Below are 18,542 nucleotides of genomic sequence, written 5' to 3' on the forward strand. Positions count from 1 at the left end.
TCGGTCGGCAGGACGCCGGGGGAAATGACAAGCTGTCATAATGTTGGCATTGCGGGCCCCAACAGGCCCTATGAAACCCCATCCAGCCAAAAAGATCTGGCTGGAGGCCTTGCTATTAGCGGGCTCTGAATTAACCTCTACAGGTTAGTATCCTTGGCTTTCCTGGCTACCGTTTTAAGCCAGCTTTTTTAAGAAGACGCCATGAGCGAACGAACAACTTCTGCAAGCTGGGCGATGGGGATAGTCAAAGCATTGGAAATGGACGGCCTGGATTGTCGCGCCTTGTTCAAGCAACTGGGCCTGGATTACGCCGCCCTGGATGACCCCGATGCCCGGTTTCCGCAAGACTCCATGACCCGGCTGTGGCAGCGGGCGGTGGATTTGTCGGGCAACCCGGCGATTGGCCTGAACATGGGCAAGGTGGTGCGCCCGGCGTCGTTTCATGTGACCGGCTATGCGCTGATGTCCAGCAACACCCTGGCCGAAGGTTTTATGCGGCTGGTGCGCTATCAGCGGATCATCGCCGAAAGTGCTGACCTGAGTTTCCGACTGCTACCCGAGGGCTATGCGCTGATTCTGACGGTGCACGGCGATCTCCTGCCTCCCACCCGGCAGAGCGCCGAAGCCTCGCTGGCTTGTGCGTTGGCGCTGTGCGGCTGGCTGACCGGTCGCACCCTGCAACCGCGCAAGGTGTTGCTGCAAGGCGATCAACCGACGGATCCGACGCCCTACAAGCAAGCGTTTCATGCGCCCCTGGAGTTCAATGCGCCCTACGACGCACTGATTTTCGAGCGCGCGGATATGGACGCGCCGTTGCCCACCGCCAACGAAGCCATGGCGCTGCTGCATGATCGGTTTGCCGGCGAATACCTGGCGCGTTTTTCTGAAAGTCGTGTGACCCACAAGGCGCGTCAGGTGTTGTGCCGCCTGTTGCCCCAGGGCGAGCCCAAGCGTGAAGTGGTGGCCCAGACCCTGCACCTGTCCCAGCGCACCTTGCAGCGGCGTCTGCAGGAGGAGGGCACCAGTTTCCAGACCCTGCTTGACGACACCCGCCGCGAACTGGCCGAGCAGTACCTGGCCCAGCCGAGCATGACCCTGCTGGAAATTGCCTACCTGCTGGGCTTTGCCGATCCCAGCAACTTCTTCCGCGCATTTCGCCGCTGGTTCGATGCCACGCCCGGCGAATACCGGGTGCGGCTGCTGGAAGCGTCGACGATCAGTGACGCCAAAACGCCGGAATGCACAGCACAAAGACCGTGATGATCTCTAGCCGGCCCAGCAACATGCCCAATGACAGGATCCACTTGGCCGCATCCGGCAGGCTGGCGAAGTTACCCGCCGGGCCGATGGTTTCCCCCAGGCCCGGGCCGACGCCGGACACAGTACTGGCGGCGCCGGTCAGCGCCGTCATCCAGTCCAGGCCCAGCAGCGAGAGGGCCAGGGCGATGGCGCAGATGGTGATGGCGAAGAAAAACGAGAAGGTCAGGATCGACCGCACGATCTCTTCATCGAGGCGGTGGCCGTTGTACTTCTGCTTGATCACCGCGCGCGGGTGAATCAGCTGGTTCAAGTTGGCTTTGAGCAGGATATAGGCGACCTGGAAGCGGAAGATCTTGATCCCGCCCGCCGTCGACCCCGAACAGCCGCCGATGAAACCCAGGTAGAAGAACAGCATCAGTGAGAAGTTGCCCCACAGGCTGTAGTCTCCCAGTGCAAAACCGGTCGTCGTTACCACCGAGGTCACGTTCAACGCCACGTGGCGCAAGGCGTCCAGCCAATGCAGGTTGGTGGTCCACCAGTACCAGGTGCCGAGTACCAGCCAGGTCACCACCAGCAAACCGAGCAAGCCCTGCACCTGCTGGTCCTTGATCAGCGCCCGGCGGTTACCGCGCAAGGTGGCCACATACAGGGTGAACGGCAAACTGCCCAGGATCATCACCACCACCGCCACCCAGTGCACCGCCGGTTGTTTCCAATGGGCCAGGGATTCGTCGGAGGTGGAGAACCCGCCGGTGGAAATCGCCGACATCGCATGGTTGATCGCATCGAACAGGCCCATCCCGGCCCACCAGAACGCCAGGCTGCCCAGAATGGTGATGCCCACGTATGCCGCCACGATCAGTCGCGCCACCATGTGCGAGCGGGGCATGACTTTTTCCGAGCGGTCGGAGGACTCGGTCTGGAACAGGCGCATGCCACCAATGCGCAGCAGCGGCAGGATCGCCACCGCCATGCCGATAAAGCCGATGCCGCCGAGCCAGTGCAGCAGCGAGCGCCACATCAGAATGCCCGGCGACATGCTGTCCAGCCCGCTCAATACCGTTGAGCCGGTGGCGGTGATACCGGACATGCTTTCGAAAAACGAGTCGGTATAGCTGATGCGCTGGGTCAGCAAAAACGGCAGCGCGGCGAACACGCACACCACCACCCAACTGGTGACGGTCAGCAAGTACATATCCCGGGGCCGCAGGTGCACATGTTCCGGGCGCCCTGGGATCACCAGGGTCAAGCCGGCGACAAAGGTGATCAGGCTGGCCCACAGGAACGAGGGCAGGTCTTGGGTGCGTTCGAAAATCACCAAGGTGGCCATGGGCACGACCATGGCGATCGCAAGCGTGATCAGGAAGATGCCGATGATGAAACCGATGATGCGCAGGGCCGGCAACGCCATGAAATGAGCTCGAGATAGGGCAGAGGCGCCATTCTACCTGGGGTGCAGGTCTTGTAAACCGGGCCCCTCCCACATGGTTTTTGTGCTGCCGGAGATGGCGCAAAAAAAAGGCGACCCGAAGGTCGCCTCATTCAACACCGCACGGATCAGAACTCGTGATCGGCGTTGTCCGGGTTCAGATCGCTGATCCCCAGCTTGCCGGCGGCGGCTTCGATCGAGCCGGTCTGCTTGACCAGCGCTGCGATCGCGTCGCGCACGATCTGGTTGCCCGCGTCGTTACCGGCTGCGATCAACTGGTCGTAGTGCTCACCTTTGTTGGCGTGGTCGACCATGACCTGGATCTTCGCCTCGGTCGCGGCCAAGTCGGCTTTCAATGCAGCATCGGCAGCCGGGTCGGCCTTGGCCACCAGGGACGACAGGCTGGCGCCGGTCATTTTGGTGCCGTCGACGCGGGTGTACTCGCCCAGGTAGACGTTACGGATGCCCTTGGCGTCGTAGAAATGCGAGTTGTGGGTGTTGTCGCTGAAGCAATCCTGTTCGTCTTCCGGCGAGTTGGCTTCCAGGGAAACCTTCATGCGCTCACCGGCCAGTTCGCCCAGGGACAGGCTGCCCATGCCGAACAGCATTTTGCGCAGGCCATCGGTGGCAGGCTCTGCTTCCAGGGTGGCGCGGTAGTTGTCTTCGACGTTGGGCTTCCAGTTGCCGACCATTTCTTCCAGGTCGCTGACCAGCAACTGGGTCACAGCATTCAGGTAGGCGCGGCGGCGCTCGTTGTGACCGCCGGTGGCACCGTCGCCGGTCAGGTAGTCGGACGCGGGGCGGTTGCCTGCGCCTGGGCCGGTGCCATTGAGGTCCTGGCCCCAGAGCAGGAATTCGATGGCGTGGTAGCCGGTGGCGACGTTGGCTTCGGAACCGCCGAGCTCATTGAGGCTGGCGAGTTTTTCCGGGGTGATGTCCTTCACGTCGACCTTGTCTTCGCCGACCTGGATCTCGGTGTTGGCGATGATGTTGGCGGTGGCGCCGGGGTTGCCCAGGGCGTGTTCGTAGGATTTGTCGGTGTAGTCGATCAGGCCTTCGTCCAGGGGCCAGGCGTTCACCTGGCCTTCCCAGTCGTCGATGATGGTGTTGCCGAAGCGGAACACTTCGCTCTGCAGGTATGGCACGCGAGCGGCGACCCAAGCGGCACGGGCGGCCTTGAGGGTTTCGTCGTTGGGCTTGGCGAGGAAGGCGTCGATGGCGGTTTGCAGGGTTTTCGCCGTGGACTCGGCATCGCTGTAGACCGCGAAAACCATGTCAGCGTAATGCGCAACCACTGCTTTGGCAGCCGCTTCGTCGACCTGGCCGGCAGGTGTGGCCGCCGCAGGCGCGGCAGTGCTGGCAGCCGGGGTCGGCGCCTGGGGCGCGGCGGCCTTGTCTTTACCTTCGCCGCAGCCGGCGAGAGAAATGGCAATGGCCAGCAGACTGGCGGTGGCCAGGGGCATACGAATCATGGCGAACATCCTGCTTCGGTTGTTGAGAGGGTGCGCGTGGAAGCGCAAAACTGCGACATAATGCGAAAGATTTGCATTTTGTGTAAAGGGTTAAACGCGGGAAATATTCAGTATCGTTTTATCGATTCACAGAATTGCCGCGTTATTACGCTCGGAGTGTTTCAAAAAAGCCGCCAACTCCCGGGCCGGCAGGGGTTTGCTGTAGTAGTAACCCTGACCTTCATGGCAGCCCTCGGAGATGATGTAGGCCTCCTGTTCGGCAGTCTCCACGCCTTCGGCAATCACTTGCATGCCCAGGCTTTTGCCCAGTTGGATAATGGCGCGCACGATGGTCGCGTCGTCATCGTCGTCCAGCAGGTCCTGAACGAAGCTCTTGTCGATCTTGATTTTGTCCAGGGGTAGGCTTTTGAGGTAACTCAGGGATGAGTAACCGGTGCCGAAGTCATCGATCGCAATCAGTGCACCGGAACGGCGCAGGCTCAGCAGGTGCTGGGCGGCGGTGCTGATGTCTTCCATCAGGCCGGTTTCGGTGACTTCCAGTTCCAGGCTGCGCGGCGGCAGGCGGTAGATCTGCAACAGGTTGTTGACCACCCGCGGCAACTCGGCGTGGTGCAACTGCACGGTGGACAGGTTGACCGCCATGCGCAGTCCGGTGAAGCCCAGGTCGTGCCATTCGCGCAATTGGCGGCAGGCCTGGTCCAGTACCCATTCACCGATCGGAATAATGGTGCCGTTCTGTTCCGCCAGGGGGATGAACAGGTCGGGCGGTACCAGGCCGTGTTCCGGGTGTTGCCAGCGGATCAATGCTTCAACCCCGACCACTTGGTGGTCGCGGTAGCTGATCTGCGGCTGGTAGACCAAGTGGAGCTGGTTGCGGCTGAGGGCGTCGCGCAGGTCTTTTTCCAGCTCGCGGCGGCGGCGCATTTCACTGTCCACGCTGGCGATATAGAACTGATAGCGGTTACGCGAGCGGCTCTTGGCCAGGGTCATGGTCTGTTCGGCTTTTTGCAGCAGCTTCTCGGTGCTGTCGCCGTCTTCCGGGAACAGGGTGATGCCGATGGTGGCGCGCAGGCGGATTTCCTCGTGGTCGAGGGCGAACTCCGCTTCCAGGTCGTCGAGGATGCTTTGCGCCAGTTCGGCGGCTTCGTAGGGTTGGTCGATATCGGCCTGTACCAGGGCGAACTGGTCGCCCCCCAGGCGGGCCAGGGCACCGAGGCGGCCGCTGTGGGCTCGCAGGCGGTCGGCCAGGGCCAGGAGCAGTTTGTCGCCGGCCTGGTAGGTGAACTGTTCATTGACGCTTTTGAAGTCATCCAGCCCCACGCACAGCACTGCCACGCGGCGTTGCCGGCGGCCGGCGTCGATAAGGATCTTGTCCAGTTGCTCCTGCAGTTTCTGGCGGTTCGGCAGGCCGGTCAGGAAGTCGTATTGGGCCATGCGCAGCAGGCTGCTTTCCGCTTCGTGGCGCAGGTGGGTATTGCGTTCGATGGATTCGAGCAACTGGTTGGCGGTATTGATCCACAACCCCAGTTCGTTGCGTTCGTGGCCCTTGATTTGCGGGATCTTGTGTTCGCTGGGGCGGTCGGGGTTGATCGAGGTCAGGTGCTCGATAATGCGCGACAGCGGCTTGGTCAGCAGCCAGTGATAGACCAGGTACAACACCATGCCCATGGCCAGGGCGCGCAGGACCCCGGAAATGAAGATGATCACCGAGTTGACGATAAACCCCTGGCCGTAGGTGGCAGTGTCGAGGGTGATGCTCAGGTCGCCGTAATACTCGCTGTAGGGGCCTTTGCCGACCAGGGGGGTAGTAAAGGTGCGTTCCTGGCCAAGAATCAGGTCGGTGAGCCAGCGGCTGGGGGATTGCTGCAATGCGCGGCTCTTCTCCGCGAGCATGGTTTCGTTGGGATGGCCGATGGACGCCATGCGCACAGCGTCGTCCTGGAACAGCCCCTCGATGACCTGCATGCCCATCTCGCGGTCCAGGCTGTAGACGGCCTGGGTCGAGGGGTCGCGAAACATGTCGAGGATACGTTGGGCATCGCCGGCCACGGCCTGGCGTGTCTTGTAGGCGTCGTAAACGATTTGCGCCACGCTCAGTGCCACGCCAACGATCAATGCCGAGAGCAACACAACCCGTAGCAACTTCACCGACAAGCTGTTCTTGAGTTCCAGCTTCAAAGGGGCATTCCTTGTCTCATGCGGGTGGCCTTCAATATGCCATGAGTATTGGCAATCTGGTGATGGCAGTCAAAGGAACATTGGGGCAAACGTGGGTTTGATTCTGGCGGGAAGGTTTACATGGGGTGCTAGCAAGGCGAGACGAGGCGGATTTGCGTCCGCCTGCTCGGTTCAGTGATGCCGTAACTAGGCGCTTGCGAAGTTCACTTTGCGTTTGTCGGTCTCTTGAGCGTCCGAAAAATCCACGGTTTTGCTGTTGGATTCCAAGGCTTCGCCCAAGGCCTTGGCCAGAACATCGGCGAAGGGTTGGACGAGCGGTGCGACCGCAGTGGTGATTTCTCCAGCGGCCTTGGCGACTTCACCGACTACAGGCAGTGCTGCGAGTGCTCCAATCGACATGATTATTTCTCCGACAGGTGTGAGAGGCAAATTCCTCACCCGCCTGGGTGGCGGGTGCCGGCCGCTCGGTTCCATCGCCCATAAAAAAGCCCGGCAATCGCCGGGCTCTTTCTACTGCAAGGGTCGCTTAGGCAGTGAAGGTCTTGCCTTCGAACTGCTCAGCCACGAACTTCCAGTTGACCAGGTTCCAGAACGCTTCCACATACTTTGGACGGGCGTTGCGGTAGTCGATGTAGTAAGCGTGTTCCCAGACGTCGCAGGTCAGCAGCGGGGTGTCGCCGCTGGTCAGCGGGTTGCCGGCGCCGATGGTGCTGGCCAGGGCCAGGGAACCGTCAGCCTTTTTCACCAGCCAGCCCCAACCGGAACCGAAGGTGCCGACGGAGGTCTTGGTGAATTCTTCCTTGAACTTGTCGAACGAACCGAACGCAGCGTTGATGGCTTCAGCCAGGGCGCCGGTAGGTTGGCCGCCGGCGTTTGGCGCCAGGCAGTTCCAGTAGAAGGTGTGGTTCCAGACTTGCGCGGCGTTGTTGAAGATGCCGCCCGAAGAAGATTTGACGATTTCTTCCAGGGTCTTGCCTTCGAACTCGGTGCCAGGCACCAGGTTGTTCAGGTTCACGACATAGGTGTTGTGGTGCTTGTCGTGGTGGTACTCCAGGGTTTCCTTGGAGATGTGCGGCTGCAGGGCATCGTGTGCGTAGGGCAGCGGCGGCAATTCGAAAGCCATGGTGATTCTCCTAATCAGGTCAGTTGCGGTGAGCGCAAGGCCGATCACGGGCGGCCAAACATGCGCCGGGGAGTTTGTACTCTTTGCGGCGCAGGGTCCGGATCATAGCACCGGGAATGTGGCAAAACCACGCAACAACTGTGTGGGATAGAGGTTCCAGAGCGTTTTGGAATATTCATCAGGCGCTGATCAGTTGATAGGCGACGCTGAACATCATCACTGCCACCAGCAGGTCGAGCAGGCGCCAGGTCGCCGGGCGCGCCAACCACGGTGCCATCCATGCCGCGCCGAGCGCCAAGGTGGTGAACCACAGGAACGATGCGCTCGCGGCGCCGGCCACGTAGGCGCCGGGTTCGGTTTGTTGCGCGCCCAGTGAGCCGATCAGCAGGACCGTGTCCAGGTACACATGGGGGTTGAGCAGCGTAACCGCCAAGGCACTGAGCAACACGGCGCGCAAGGAACGCACCTTGAGGCTGCCCCCCTGGTCCAGGCTCTGTTTCGTGCACGCCCGCCGCAACGCGCAGGCGCCGTACCAGAGCAGGAATGCGGCACCGCCCCAGCGGGCGATCCCCAGCAGGATCGGGCTTTGCGCCAAAATTGTCGCCAGGCCGAAGACCCCGGCCGCCACCAGCAGGGCATCGCAGATCACGCACAGGGCCGCCACCGGCAGGTGATGTTCGCGACGCAGGCTTTGCGCCAGCACGAATGCGTTCTGGGTGCCGATGGCCATGATCAGCCCCAGGGCGACCAACAGGCCATTCATATAGCTTTGCCACATAGTTGAAAATCCTTGTGCAGGCCGAAACGATGCTGGCTATCTTCCATGGGCTGGTTGTATAAGAAAAACCAATATTGCTGATCGCTCATTAGAGAAACTGATGTTCGACTATAAATTGCTTTCCGCCCTGGCGGCGGTGGTGGAACAGGCCGGCTTCGAACGCGGCGCGCAAGTCCTGGGGCTGTCGCAGTCGGCGATTTCCCAGCGCATCAAATTGCTCGAGGCGCGTATCGGCCAGCCAGTGCTGATCCGGGCCACCCCGCCGACGCCCACCGATATCGGCCGGCGCCTGCTTAACCATGTGCAACAGGTACGGCTGCTGGAGCGTGATCTGCAAAGTCAGGTGCCGGCGCTGGATGACGAAGGCATGCCCGAACGTTTGCGCATCGCGCTGAATGCCGACAGCCTCGCCACATGGTGGGCCGAGGCCGTCAGCGACTTTTGCGCCGAACAGCATTTACTGTTGGACTTGGTGGTGGAAGACCAGACCGTCGGCCTCAAGCGTATGCGCGCCGGCGAAGTGGCGGCCTGTATTTGCGCCAGCGAGCGCCCGGTTGCCGGGGCTCGCAGCCTGTTGCTCGGGGCCATGCGCTACCGCGCGTTGGCCAGTCCGGCTTTTATCGCACGGCACTTTCCCCAGGGCGTGCGCGCCGATCAACTGGCGCGCACGCCAGCGTTGGTGTTCGGGCCGGATGATTTCCTGCAGCATCGATACCTGGCGTCCCTCGGCGTGGATGGTGGTTTCGAACACCATCTGTGCCCGTCGTCCGAAGGTTTTATCCGGCTGACGGAAGCCGGCCTCGGGTGGGGCCTGGTGCCGGAGTTGCAGGTGCGCGACCAGTTGCAACGCGGCCTGCTGGTGGAGTTATTGCCAGATAAGCCCATCGACGTGCCGCTGTACTGGCATCATTGGCGCAGTGGCGGCCAACTGCTGGGCTTATTGACCGACCATCTGGCCCAGGCGTGTGGCCAATGGTTGGTGCCGTTGGAGTGATGGCGGGCGTCAAGGCAACAGCGATGAAAAACGAAAGAACACGGGGTAATACATGAAAATTCTGGTCACCGGCGCAAGCGGCTTCATCGGCGGACGCTTTGCGCGTTTCGCCCTGGAGCAGGGCCTGGACGTGCGGGTCAACGGGCGGCGTGCCGAAGGTGTGGAACACCTGGTACGGCGCGGCGCCGAGTTTATCCAGGGTGATTTGAATGATGCCGACCTGGTGCGCGAACTGTGCCGCGATGTCGAAGCCGTGGTGCATTGCGCCGGTGCCGTGGGGATGTGGGGGCGCTATCAGGATTTCCACCAGGGCAATGTGCTGGTGACCGAAAACGTCGTCGAGGCCTGCCTCAAACAGCGCGTCGGCCGCCTGGTTCACCTGTCGTCGCCGTCGATCTATTTCGATGGGCGCGACCACCTCGGGTTGACCGAAGACCAAGTGCCCAAGCGCTTCAAGCATCCCTATGCCGCGACCAAATACCTGGCTGAGCAAAAGGTATTCGGTGCCCAGGAATTCGGCCTCGAAGTCCTGGCCCTGCGCCCGCGCTTTGTCACGGGCGCCGGTGACATGAGCATCTTCCCGCGCCTGTTGAAGATGCAGCGCAAGAACCGTCTGGCCATCGTTGGCGACGGCCTGAACAAAGTGGATTTCACCAGTGTGCACAACCTCAACGAAGCGTTGCTCAGCAGTTTGCTCGCCACGGGCTCGGCGTTGGGCAAGGCCTACAACATCAGCAATGGCACACCGGTGCCGGTGTGGGATGTGGTGAACTACGTGATGCGCCAAATGGAACTGCCCCAGGTGACGCGGTATCGGTCCTACGGTTTGTCCTACAGCCTGGCGGCGCTCAACGAAGCCTTTTGCGCAATGTGGCCGGGTCGACCGGAACCGGCGTTGTCGCGTCTGGGCATGCAGGTGATGAACAAAGATTTCACCCTCGACATCAGCCGGGCCAGGCATTATCTGGATTACGCGCCCAAGGTCAGCCTGTGGGCCGCCCTCGACGAGTTCTGCAGTTGGTGGAAAGCCCAGGACCCGGGTTTGCGGTAAGTTCACACCAGGCAACACATCGGGAACCGAATTCGTGGTTTCCGGTCGATCAGTGCGGCGGGACAGCGGTTTATACTCCCGTCGCTCGGCGTTACAGCCAGCCACTTCAGCGATTCAGGGTTGATTCATGCGCAACGATGCCAACGACGACTTCGACAACGTTCCCAGCCTGCGGGCCGACCTTGGGGATGACGATGATTTCGAACCGACTCCCGCCACCTCGGTGCGCTCGCGCAACACGCCCGTGGTCAAGGTCAAGAGCGCCAGCACCGGCCCTTTGTGGGCGTTGATCGGCGCCTTGCTGATCGCCTTCGCGGGGTTGGCGTGGTGGAGCTTCCAGCAGATTTCACTGATGGGCCAGCAACTGGTCGCCACCCAGGAAAGCTTCGCGCGTATTAGCGAAGAAGCGGCGGGGCGCCTGCAGGACATTTCCGGCAAGGTCGTGGCCAGTGAAGCAAGTGTGAACACCGGCAGCGAAGCGCTGAAGTTGCAGATCAAGCAGTTGGAAACCCAGTTGCTGGAGCAGGGCAAGCAGCAATTGGGCGTCGCCGGTCAGGCTACCGAACTGGACAAGCGCCTGGCGCAGATGACCGCCAGCACTACCGACCTGTCGAACGCCAATGCCAAGCTGCAAGGCCAGGTGCAGGCGCTGACCGACACCGTGGCTAGCCTCAAGGCGGCGCAAGGCGATGTCGGCAAGCGCGACACCGAACTCAAGGAACTGGCCGCCGATGTGGCCGCGTTGAAAAAACAGAGCGCCACCATTGCCCGTCTCGAACAGGATCTTGTGGTGCTCAAGAGCGCACAGGATAACCAGCCGGCCAACAGCGATGCGCCGACCAATAAAGAGTTCGACGTGTTCCGTATCCAGACCACCCGCAATATCACCACCCTGCAGAGCCAGGTGCAGACCCTCAATCAGCGCCTCAACGCCCCACGCGCTGCGTCGGCGCAGGGTCAATAACGCCGCGAGGGGAAATGTCACTGATCGGTGACATTTTCTCTCTGCTTCGTTACATGCCCCCACTTCGCCCTTGTTTAGACTCCGGTCATCCCACGAAAAACAATAAGGGCCACCCATGACCACCCAACCACTGCCAGCCGGCAGTTGGCTGAATGCTCCTGCCCATCACGCCTGGCTCGCCGCCGAAGGCCAGCGCCTGCTGACATTCGCCAAGGCCGCACGCCTGCCCGACGGCTTTGGCAACCTGGACGACAAAGGCCGACTGCCGGCCAATGCCCACGCCGAAACCATGAACACCGCACGCATGACCCACAGCTTCGCCATGGCCCACGCCATGGGGCTGCCCGGTTATGCCGATCTGGTCGAGCACGGCGTGACGGCCCTCAGCGGCCCACTGCGCGATGCCGAACACGGTGGCTGGTTCGCCGCGCCCCATGCCATCGACGGTAACTCCGGTAAAGCGGCCTACTTGCATGCGTTTGTGGCCCTGGCGGCCAGCTCGGCAGTGGTGGCGGGCGCAGCCGGCGCGCAAGCCCTGTTGACGGATGCCATCACGGTCATCGATCAGCATTTCTGGCGCGAGGACGAGGGCGCGATGCTCGAATCCTTTGCTCAGGACTGGAGCGGCGTCGAGGCCTATCGCGGTGCCAACAGCAACATGCACGCCACCGAAGCCTTTCTTGCCCTGGCGGATGTCACTGGCGACACCCGCTGGCTCGACCGCGCTTTGCGTATCGTCGAACGCGTCATCCACACCCACGCCGCCCGCCAACGGTTCATGGTGATCGAGCATTTCGACGCCCAGTGGAACCCTGTGTTCGATTACAACCAAGACAACCCCGCCGATGGCTTCCGCCCTTATGGCATTACGCCCGGCCACGGTTTCGAGTGGGCGCGCCTGGTGCTGCACCTGGAAGCCGCGCGCCTGCAGGCCGGGCTGGACACGCCGGACTGGCTGCTGACCGACGCCAAGGGCCTGTTCGCCAGCGCCTGCGACTACGCCTGGGCCGTGGATGGTGCGCCCGGCATCGTCTACACCCTGGACTGGCACCGGCAGCCAGTGGTGCGCGAACGTCTGCATTGGACCCACGCCGAAGCCAGCGCCGCCGCCCAGGCCTTGCTCAAACGTACCGGTGCACAGCATTACGAAACCTGGTACCGGCGCTTCTGGGAGTTTTGCGAAACCCACTTTATCGACCGTCTCCACGGCAGTTGGCACCACGAACTCGACCCGCACAACCAGCCCGGCAGCAAAATCTGGGGTGGCAAGCCGGACCTGTACCATGCCTGGCAAGCAGTGTTGCTGCCCGCGCTGCCCTTGGCACCGAGCATGGCCAGTGCCTTGGGGCGCGGGCGCTATGTCACCGGGTGGTGACATTTGTGCATCCCTTTGTTACCTGCGCTGCAAAAATCCCTGTTTAAACTCCGTGCAGCGCAAGCGCCAGACTTGCATGCATAACAAAAAGAAAAGGTACTCAGATGAACGCGATCAATCGCCTCGCCGTAGCTATTTCCATTGCCTCGTTGTTTCCCCTCAGTGCTTTTGCCGCCGACTCGAAAGGGACGGTTGAAGTCGTGCATTGGTGGACCTCGGGCGGTGAGAAGGCGGCTGTAGATGTCCTGAAGGCCCAAGTCGAGAAAGACGGTTTCACCTGGAAAGACGGCGCTGTCGCAGGTGGCGGTGGCGCCACGGCCATGACCGTGCTCAAAAGCCGCGCGGTCGCCGGCAACCCACCAGGCGTGGCCCAGATCAAAGGCCCCGATATCCAGGAGTGGGCATCCACTGGCCTTTTGGACACTGACGTGCTCAAAGGCGTCGCCAAAGAAGAAAAGTGGGATTCCCTGCTCGACAAGAAAGTTTCCGACACCGTGAAGTACAAAGGTGACTACGTCGCCGTTCCGGTGAACATCCACCGCGTCAACTGGCTGTGGATCAACCCGGCAGTCTTCAAGAAGGCCGGCATCACCAAGAACCCCACCACCCTCGAAGAATTCTATGCCGCCGGCGACAAGCTGAAGAAAGCCGGCTTCATTGCGCTCGCCCACGGTGGCCAGCCTTGGCAGGACAGCACCGTATTCGAAGCGGTCGTGTTGTCGGTGATGGGCGCCGATGGCTACAAGAAGGCCCTGGTTGACCTGGACAACGGCGCACTGACCGGTCCGGAAATGGTCAAGGCCCTGACCGAACTGAAGAAAGTCGCGACCTACATGGACGTCGATGGCAAAGGCCAGGACTGGAACCTCGAAGCGGGCAAGGTCATCAACGGCAAGGCTGGCATGCAGATCATGGGTGACTGGGCCAAGTCCGAATGGACCGCTGCCAAGAAAGTCGCCGGCAAGGACTACGAGTGCGTCGCCTTCCCTGGCACCGAAAAAGCCTTCACCTACAACATCGACTCCCTGGCGGTGTTCAAGCAGAAAGACAAAGGCACGGCGGCCGGTCAGCAGGACATCGCCAAAGTCGTGCTGGGTGAAAACTTCCAGAAGGTGTTCAGCATCAACAAGGGGTCGATCCCCGTTCGTACCGACATGCTCAATGAAATGGACAAGCTCGGTTTCGACGCCTGCGCCCAGACCGCCGCCAAGGACTTCCTGGCAGACGCCAAGACCGGCGGCCTGCAGCCAAGCATGGCGCACAACATGGCCACCACCCTGGCTGTGCAAGGGGCGTTTTTTGATGTCGTGACCAACTACATCAACAACCCGAAGGCGGACCCGGTCAAAACCGCCAAGGAACTCGGCGCTGCGATCAAGTCGGCCAAGTAAACGCCCTGCGGGAACCGAGTTGTTGTGGTGAGCAAGCTTGCTTGCGCTGGGGGGCGAAGCGCCCCCTGGAGCAGCGGGAGCAAGCTCCCTCGCCACGGCAAGCCGGCTCCTACGACGGAATGTATGTAGTCCTTTTTCCCTGTATTGGATTTCCCCATGAGTTCTGTTGCTGTGTTCAGCAAAGCCTCGCCGTTCGATGCACTGCAGCGCTGGCTACCCAAACTGGTGCTGGCGCCAAGCATGTTCATCGTGTTGGTGGGCTTCTACGGCTACATCCTGTGGACGTTTGTACTGTCGTTCACCACGTCCACGTTCCTGCCGAGCTACAACTGGGCAGGCCTTGCTCAGTACGAGCGGCTGTTCGACAACGACCGCTGGTGGGTGGCGAGCAAGAACCTGGCGCTGTTCGGCGGGATGTTCATCGGTATCACCTTGGTGATCGGCGTGATGCTGGCGATTTTCCTCGACCAGAAAATCCGTCGCGAAGGTTTTATCCGCACCATTTACCTGTACCCGATGGCGCTCTCGATGATCGTCACCGGTACTGCCTGGAAATGGCTGCTCAACCCCGGCATGGGCCTGGACAAACTCCTGCGGGACTGGGGCTGGGAAGGCTTCCGTCTCGACTGGCTGATCGACCCGGACCGGGTGGTCTACTGCCTGGTGATCGCGGCCGTGTGGCAAGCCTCGGGTTTCATCATGGCGATGTTCCTCGCCGGCCTGCGCGGCGTCGACCAGTCGATCATCCGTGCCGCGCAGATCGACGGCGCGAGCCTGCCGCGTATCTACTGGAGCGTGGTGCTGCCCAGCCTGCGTCCGGTGTTCTTCAGTGCGGTGATGATCCTGGCGCATATCGCGATCAAGAGCTTCGACCTGGTGGCGGCGATGACGGCCGGCGGCCCTGGCTACTCGTCCGACCTGCCGGCGATGTTCATGTATTCGTTCACCTTCAGCCGCGGCCAGATGGGCATGGGCTCGGCCAGTGCAATCCTGATGCTCGGTGCGATCCTCGCGATCATCGTGCCTTACCTGTACTCCGAGCTGAGGACCAAGCGTAATGACTAGTCTTGCCGCAAAACCTGCCATCAGCCTGAGCCGCATCGCGATCTACGCGGTGTTGATCCTGGCGGTGTTGCTCTACCTGGTGCCGCTGGTGGTGATGTTGCTCACCAGCTTCAAGACCCCGGAAGACATCAGCACCGGCAACCTGTTGAGCTGGCCGACCGTCGTCACTGGCATCGGCTGGGTCAAGGCCTGGGCCACCGTGGATGGCTACTTCTGGAACTCGATCAAGATCACCGTTCCCGCTGTGCTGATCTCCACCGCCATTGGTGCGTTGAACGGCTATGTGCTGTCGTTCTGGCGCTTCCGTGGTTCGCAGTTGTTCTTCGGTCTGCTGTTGTTCGGCTGCTTCCTGCCGTTCCAGACCGTGCTGCTGCCGGCTTCGTTCACCCTCGGCAAGATGGGCCTGGCGAGTACCACCACCGGTCTGGTGTTTGTCCACGTGGTCTATGGCCTGGCGTTCACCACGCTGTTCTTCCGTAACTACTACGTGAGCATTCCCGATGCGTTGATCAAGGCCGCACGCCTGGACGGTGCGGGTTTCTTCACCATCTTCCGTCGGATCATTCTGCCGATGTCGACCCCGATCATCATGGTCTGCCTGATCTGGCAGTTCACCCAGATCTGGAACGACTTCCTGTTTGGCGTGGTGTTCTCCAGCGGCGACTCCCAGCCCATCACGGTAGCGCTGAACAACCTGGTCAACACCAGCACCGGGGCCAAGGAATATAACGTGGACATGGCGGCGGCGATGATCGCCGGGCTGCCGACCCTGCTGGTCTATGTGATCGCAGGCAAGTATTTCGTGCGCGGCCTCACGGCCGGCGCGGTCAAGGGGTAATCATGGCTACGCTTGAACTTCGCAATGTAAACAAGACCTATGGCGCCGGCCTGCCCGACACCTTGAAGAACATCGAACTGTCGATCAAGGAAGGCGAATTCCTGATCCTGGTCGGGCCGTCGGGCTGCGGCAAATCCACGCTGATGAACTGCATCGCGGGCCTGGAGACCATCACCGGCGGCGCGATCATGATCGGCGACCAGGACGTCAGCGGCATGAGCCCCAAGGATCGCGACATCGCCATGGTGTTCCAGTCCTACGCGCTGTACCCGACCATGAGCGTGCGCGAGAACATCGAGTTCGGCCTGAAGATCCGCAAGATGCCCCAGGCTGATATCGACGCCGAAGTGGCGCGGGTGGCCAAGCTGCTACAGATCGAACACCTGCTCAACCGCAAGCCGGGCCAGCTTTCCGGCGGCCAGCAACAGCGCGTGGCCATGGGCCGGGCCCTGGCGCGGCGGCCGAAGATCTACCTGTTCGACGAACCGCTGTCCAACCTCGACGCCAAGCTGCGGGTCGAGATGCGCACCGAAATGAAACTGATGCACCAGCGCCTCAAGACCACCACGGTCTACGTCACCCACGACCAGATCGAAGCGATGACCCTGGGCGACAAAGTGGCGGTGATGAAAGACGGCATCATCCAGCAGTTCGGCACGCCGAAAGACATCTACAACAATCCGGCCAACCAGTTCGTGGCGAGCTTCATCGGTTCGCCGCCGATGAACTTCGTGCCCCTGCGTCTGCAACGCAAGGACGGTCGCCTGGTGGCCCTGCTCGACAGCGGCCAGGCCCGCTGCGAACTGCCGCTGGGCATGAATGACGCCGGCCTGGAAGACCGTGACGTGATCCTTGGGCTGCGCCCGGAGCAGATCATGCTGGCGACGGGTGAGGGCAACGGTTCGTCGAGTATTCGCGCCGAAGTCCAGGTCACCGAGCCGACCGGCCCGGACACCCTGGTGTTCGTGCAGCTCAACGACACCAAGGTCTGCTGCCGCCTGGCGCCCGATGTGGCACCGCAGGTGGGCGAGACCCTGACCCTGCAATTCGATCCGGCCAAAGTGCTGCTGTTCGATGCCAAGACCGGCGAGCGCCTGGGCACTGCCGCGTCGTTGCCGGCACAGGATCGTGCCGACAACGTGGCCCAGTTCAAAGGCCGCTGAAGCAGGCAAGCGTGCTCGATTAATAGTAAGTTGTTGTTTTAATTGAAAAAAATGTAACCCGCGTTAGATAAAAACAGTTTAATAACAATAAAGACGAGGATGTAGGGATGAAAAAGCAACACAACAACACTCGGCTGATCTGCCAACTGTCAGCCGCCGCTGCTCTGGTTTTGTCCGCCAATGCGATGGCGGCCGACGCCTTCAGTGCTGATTCCAAGTGGATGACCGGTGATTGGGGTGGCGAGCGTACCAAGCTGATCGAGCAAGGTATCGACATCAAGGCCGACTACGTAGGTGAAGTCGGTGGCAACCTGCACGGTGGTTACAACAACGACAAAACTGCCCGTTACGCTGACCAGTTCGGCCTCGGCGTAGCCCTGGACCTGCAAAAACTGTGGGGCTGGGATAACACCCAGGCCAAGATCCAACTCACCAATCGTAACGGTCAAAACATTTCCAACGACCGTATTGGTGACCCGCGTGCCGGCACCTTGAGCTCCTCTCAAGAGGTGTACGGTCGTGGCCATATGGTGCGTCTGACCCAGTTCTGGATTCAGCACCAGATGTTCGACAACAAGCTGGACGTGAAACTGGGTTACTTCGGCGAAGGCGAGGACTTCAACACCTTCCCGTGCGACTTCCAGAACCTGTCGTTCTGCGGCTCCCAGGTCGGTAACTATGTCAACACCTGGTACAACTGGCCGGTGGCCCAGGCCGCGATCCGCGTGAAGTACAACATCACGCCTGAGTTGTATGCCCAGATCGGCGCGTACAACCAGAACCCTTCGCAGTTGGAGCACGGCAATGGCTTCAAACTCAGCGGCAGTGGCACCAAGGGCACCGTGATCCCGGTGGAGTTGGTCTGGTCGCCGAAGGTCAATAACCTGCCGGGCGAATACCGTGTGGGTTACTACAAGAGCGCCGCCGATGCCGCCGATGTCCGTGAAGACGTCAACGGCAACGATGCCGCCACCACCGGCGCGGCCTACCGGACCCACAGCAGCAAAAAAGGCTACTGGTTCGTGGCCCAGCAGCAACTCACTACCCATAACGGCGACGCCTCCCGCGGCCTGAACATCGCGGCCAACGCCACCTTCCATGACAAGGAAACCAACGTGGTCGACAACTATCAGTCGATCATGCTGGTGTACAAAGGGCCGTTCGACGCACGTCCAAAAGATGACGTCGGCATTGGCGCTGCGCGTCTGCACGTCAACGATGACGTGCGCAAAAACGCTGAGCTGGCGAACGAAGCCGGTGGTTTCACCGATTACAGTCAAGCCGGTTACGCGCCACTGCGCAGCACCGAATACAACTATGAAATCAACTACGGTTTCCACGTGACCAACTGGCTGACCGTGCGCCCCAACCTGCAATACGTCACCCATCCGGGTGGTGTGGATAAAGTCTACAACGCCCTCGTCGCGGGTCTGAAAATTCAGTCTACGTTCTAAGGCCGTT

At 61.1% G+C, this 18,542-nt stretch carries 16 protein-coding genes; 10 read left to right on the forward strand and 6 right to left on the reverse strand.

Annotated elements, in window-relative coordinates; translation table 11 throughout:
* Positions 1 to 201 precede the first annotated feature (201 nt).
* Positions 202 to 1,260, forward strand: coding sequence for an AraC family transcriptional regulator (locus tag BLR63_RS30255; RefSeq protein ID WP_010567100.1), 1,059 nt, complete (start codon positions 202 to 204; stop codon positions 1,258 to 1,260).
* On the opposite strand, the gene BLR63_RS30260 is transcribed toward BLR63_RS30255, so the two are convergent.
* The 6 genes from BLR63_RS30260 to BLR63_RS30285 all read right to left on the reverse strand — a co-directional run bounded on the left by BLR63_RS30260 (position 1,217) and on the right by BLR63_RS30285 (position 8,240).
* Positions 1,217 to 2,671 (reverse strand): TrkH family potassium uptake protein, encoded by a 1,455-nt coding sequence (locus BLR63_RS30260; RefSeq protein ID WP_010567099.1) that lies wholly within the window; start codon positions 2,669 to 2,671, stop codon positions 1,217 to 1,219. The genes BLR63_RS30255 and BLR63_RS30260 overlap by 44 nt on opposite strands.
* Positions 2,672 to 2,817: 146 nt before the next feature.
* Complete coding sequence (locus BLR63_RS30265; RefSeq protein WP_010567098.1) at positions 2,818 to 4,161, reverse strand: imelysin family protein; 1,344 nt, start codon at positions 4,159 to 4,161, stop codon at positions 2,818 to 2,820.
* A gap of 126 nt (positions 4,162 to 4,287) precedes the next feature.
* Positions 4,288 to 6,339, reverse strand: coding sequence for a putative bifunctional diguanylate cyclase/phosphodiesterase (locus BLR63_RS30270; protein ID WP_010567097.1), 2,052 nt, complete (start codon positions 6,337 to 6,339; stop codon positions 4,288 to 4,290).
* 186 nt (positions 6,340 to 6,525) lie between these two features.
* On the reverse strand, positions 6,526 to 6,738 hold the full coding sequence (locus BLR63_RS30275) for a hypothetical protein (protein WP_010567096.1): 213 nt from the start codon (positions 6,736 to 6,738) through the stop codon (positions 6,526 to 6,528).
* A gap of 127 nt (positions 6,739 to 6,865) precedes the next feature.
* Positions 6,866 to 7,462 (reverse strand): superoxide dismutase, encoded by a 597-nt coding sequence (locus tag BLR63_RS30280; RefSeq protein ID WP_010567095.1) that lies wholly within the window; start codon positions 7,460 to 7,462, stop codon positions 6,866 to 6,868.
* Between the two features lie 178 nt (positions 7,463 to 7,640).
* Positions 7,641 to 8,240 (reverse strand): LysE/ArgO family amino acid transporter, encoded by a 600-nt coding sequence (locus BLR63_RS30285; protein WP_010567094.1) that lies wholly within the window; start codon positions 8,238 to 8,240, stop codon positions 7,641 to 7,643.
* Positions 8,241 to 8,340: 100 nt separating this feature from the next.
* Here BLR63_RS30285 and BLR63_RS30290 point away from each other — a divergent pair, with 100 nt between their 5' ends.
* The 9 genes from BLR63_RS30290 to BLR63_RS30330 all read left to right on the forward strand — a co-directional run bounded on the left by BLR63_RS30290 (position 8,341) and on the right by BLR63_RS30330 (position 18,535).
* Positions 8,341 to 9,234 (forward strand): LysR family transcriptional regulator ArgP, encoded by an 894-nt coding sequence (locus BLR63_RS30290; protein ID WP_010567093.1) that lies wholly within the window; start codon positions 8,341 to 8,343, stop codon positions 9,232 to 9,234.
* Between the two features lie 52 nt (positions 9,235 to 9,286).
* Positions 9,287 to 10,285 (forward strand): NAD-dependent epimerase/dehydratase family protein, encoded by a 999-nt coding sequence (locus tag BLR63_RS30295; protein ID WP_010567092.1) that lies wholly within the window; start codon positions 9,287 to 9,289, stop codon positions 10,283 to 10,285.
* Positions 10,286 to 10,412: 127 nt separating this feature from the next.
* Positions 10,413 to 11,249, forward strand: coding sequence for a hypothetical protein (locus BLR63_RS30300; protein ID WP_010567091.1), 837 nt, complete (start codon positions 10,413 to 10,415; stop codon positions 11,247 to 11,249).
* Positions 11,250 to 11,364: 115 nt separating this feature from the next.
* The gene (locus BLR63_RS30305; RefSeq protein WP_010567090.1) at positions 11,365 to 12,624 is read left to right on the forward strand and encodes a D-mannose isomerase; all 1,260 of its coding nucleotides are present in this window, start codon (positions 11,365 to 11,367) and stop codon (positions 12,622 to 12,624) included.
* A 104-nt stretch (positions 12,625 to 12,728) separates the two neighbouring features.
* Positions 12,729 to 14,015 (forward strand): ABC transporter substrate-binding protein, encoded by a 1,287-nt coding sequence (locus tag BLR63_RS30310; RefSeq protein ID WP_010567089.1) that lies wholly within the window; start codon positions 12,729 to 12,731, stop codon positions 14,013 to 14,015.
* A 156-nt stretch (positions 14,016 to 14,171) separates the two neighbouring features.
* Positions 14,172 to 15,080, forward strand: a complete 909-nt coding sequence (locus tag BLR63_RS30315; RefSeq protein WP_010567088.1) for a carbohydrate ABC transporter permease — start codon at positions 14,172 to 14,174, stop codon at positions 15,078 to 15,080.
* A complete protein-coding gene (locus BLR63_RS30320) occupies positions 15,073 to 15,918 on the forward strand; it encodes a carbohydrate ABC transporter permease (RefSeq protein ID WP_010567087.1) in 846 nt (281 codons plus the stop codon). Before BLR63_RS30315 ends, BLR63_RS30320 begins: the two co-directional genes overlap by 8 nt.
* 2 nt (positions 15,919 to 15,920) lie before the next feature.
* Positions 15,921 to 17,081, forward strand: a complete 1,161-nt coding sequence (locus tag BLR63_RS30325) for an ABC transporter ATP-binding protein (protein WP_010567086.1) — start codon at positions 15,921 to 15,923, stop codon at positions 17,079 to 17,081.
* Positions 17,082 to 17,188: 107 nt separating this feature from the next.
* On the forward strand, positions 17,189 to 18,535 hold the full coding sequence (locus tag BLR63_RS30330; protein ID WP_010567085.1) for a carbohydrate porin: 1,347 nt from the start codon (positions 17,189 to 17,191) through the stop codon (positions 18,533 to 18,535).
* Positions 18,536 to 18,542: the final 7 nt, after the last annotated feature.

This window comes from Pseudomonas extremaustralis, from assembly GCF_900102035.1.
Lineage (GTDB): Bacteria > Pseudomonadota > Gammaproteobacteria > Pseudomonadales > Pseudomonadaceae > Aquipseudomonas > Aquipseudomonas extremaustralis.

Bases quoted from the DNA above. Each gene is read 5' to 3' on its own strand.
- BLR63_RS30255 (WP_010567100.1), top strand. From the start codon at position 202: ATGAGCGAACGAACAACTTCTGCAAGCTGGGCGATGGGGATAGTCAAA.
- BLR63_RS30260 (WP_010567099.1), bottom strand. From the start codon at position 2,671: ATGGCGTTGCCGGCCCTGCGCATCATCGGTTTCATCATCGGCATCTTC.
- BLR63_RS30265 (WP_010567098.1), bottom strand. From the start codon at position 4,161: ATGATTCGTATGCCCCTGGCCACCGCCAGTCTGCTGGCCATTGCCATT.
- BLR63_RS30275 (WP_010567096.1), bottom strand. From the start codon at position 6,738: ATGTCGATTGGAGCACTCGCAGCACTGCCTGTAGTCGGTGAAGTCGCC.
- BLR63_RS30280 (WP_010567095.1), bottom strand. From the start codon at position 7,462: ATGGCTTTCGAATTGCCGCCGCTGCCCTACGCACACGATGCCCTGCAG.
- BLR63_RS30285 (WP_010567094.1), bottom strand. From the start codon at position 8,240: ATGTGGCAAAGCTATATGAATGGCCTGTTGGTCGCCCTGGGGCTGATC.
- BLR63_RS30290 (WP_010567093.1), top strand. From the start codon at position 8,341: ATGTTCGACTATAAATTGCTTTCCGCCCTGGCGGCGGTGGTGGAACAG.
- BLR63_RS30295 (WP_010567092.1), top strand. From the start codon at position 9,287: ATGAAAATTCTGGTCACCGGCGCAAGCGGCTTCATCGGCGGACGCTTT.
- BLR63_RS30300 (WP_010567091.1), top strand. From the start codon at position 10,413: ATGCGCAACGATGCCAACGACGACTTCGACAACGTTCCCAGCCTGCGG.
- BLR63_RS30305 (WP_010567090.1), top strand. From the start codon at position 11,365: ATGACCACCCAACCACTGCCAGCCGGCAGTTGGCTGAATGCTCCTGCC.
- BLR63_RS30310 (WP_010567089.1), top strand. From the start codon at position 12,729: ATGAACGCGATCAATCGCCTCGCCGTAGCTATTTCCATTGCCTCGTTG.
- BLR63_RS30315 (WP_010567088.1), top strand. From the start codon at position 14,172: ATGAGTTCTGTTGCTGTGTTCAGCAAAGCCTCGCCGTTCGATGCACTG.
- BLR63_RS30320 (WP_010567087.1), top strand. From the start codon at position 15,073: ATGACTAGTCTTGCCGCAAAACCTGCCATCAGCCTGAGCCGCATCGCG.
- BLR63_RS30325 (WP_010567086.1), top strand. From the start codon at position 15,921: ATGGCTACGCTTGAACTTCGCAATGTAAACAAGACCTATGGCGCCGGC.
- BLR63_RS30330 (WP_010567085.1), top strand. From the start codon at position 17,189: ATGAAAAAGCAACACAACAACACTCGGCTGATCTGCCAACTGTCAGCC.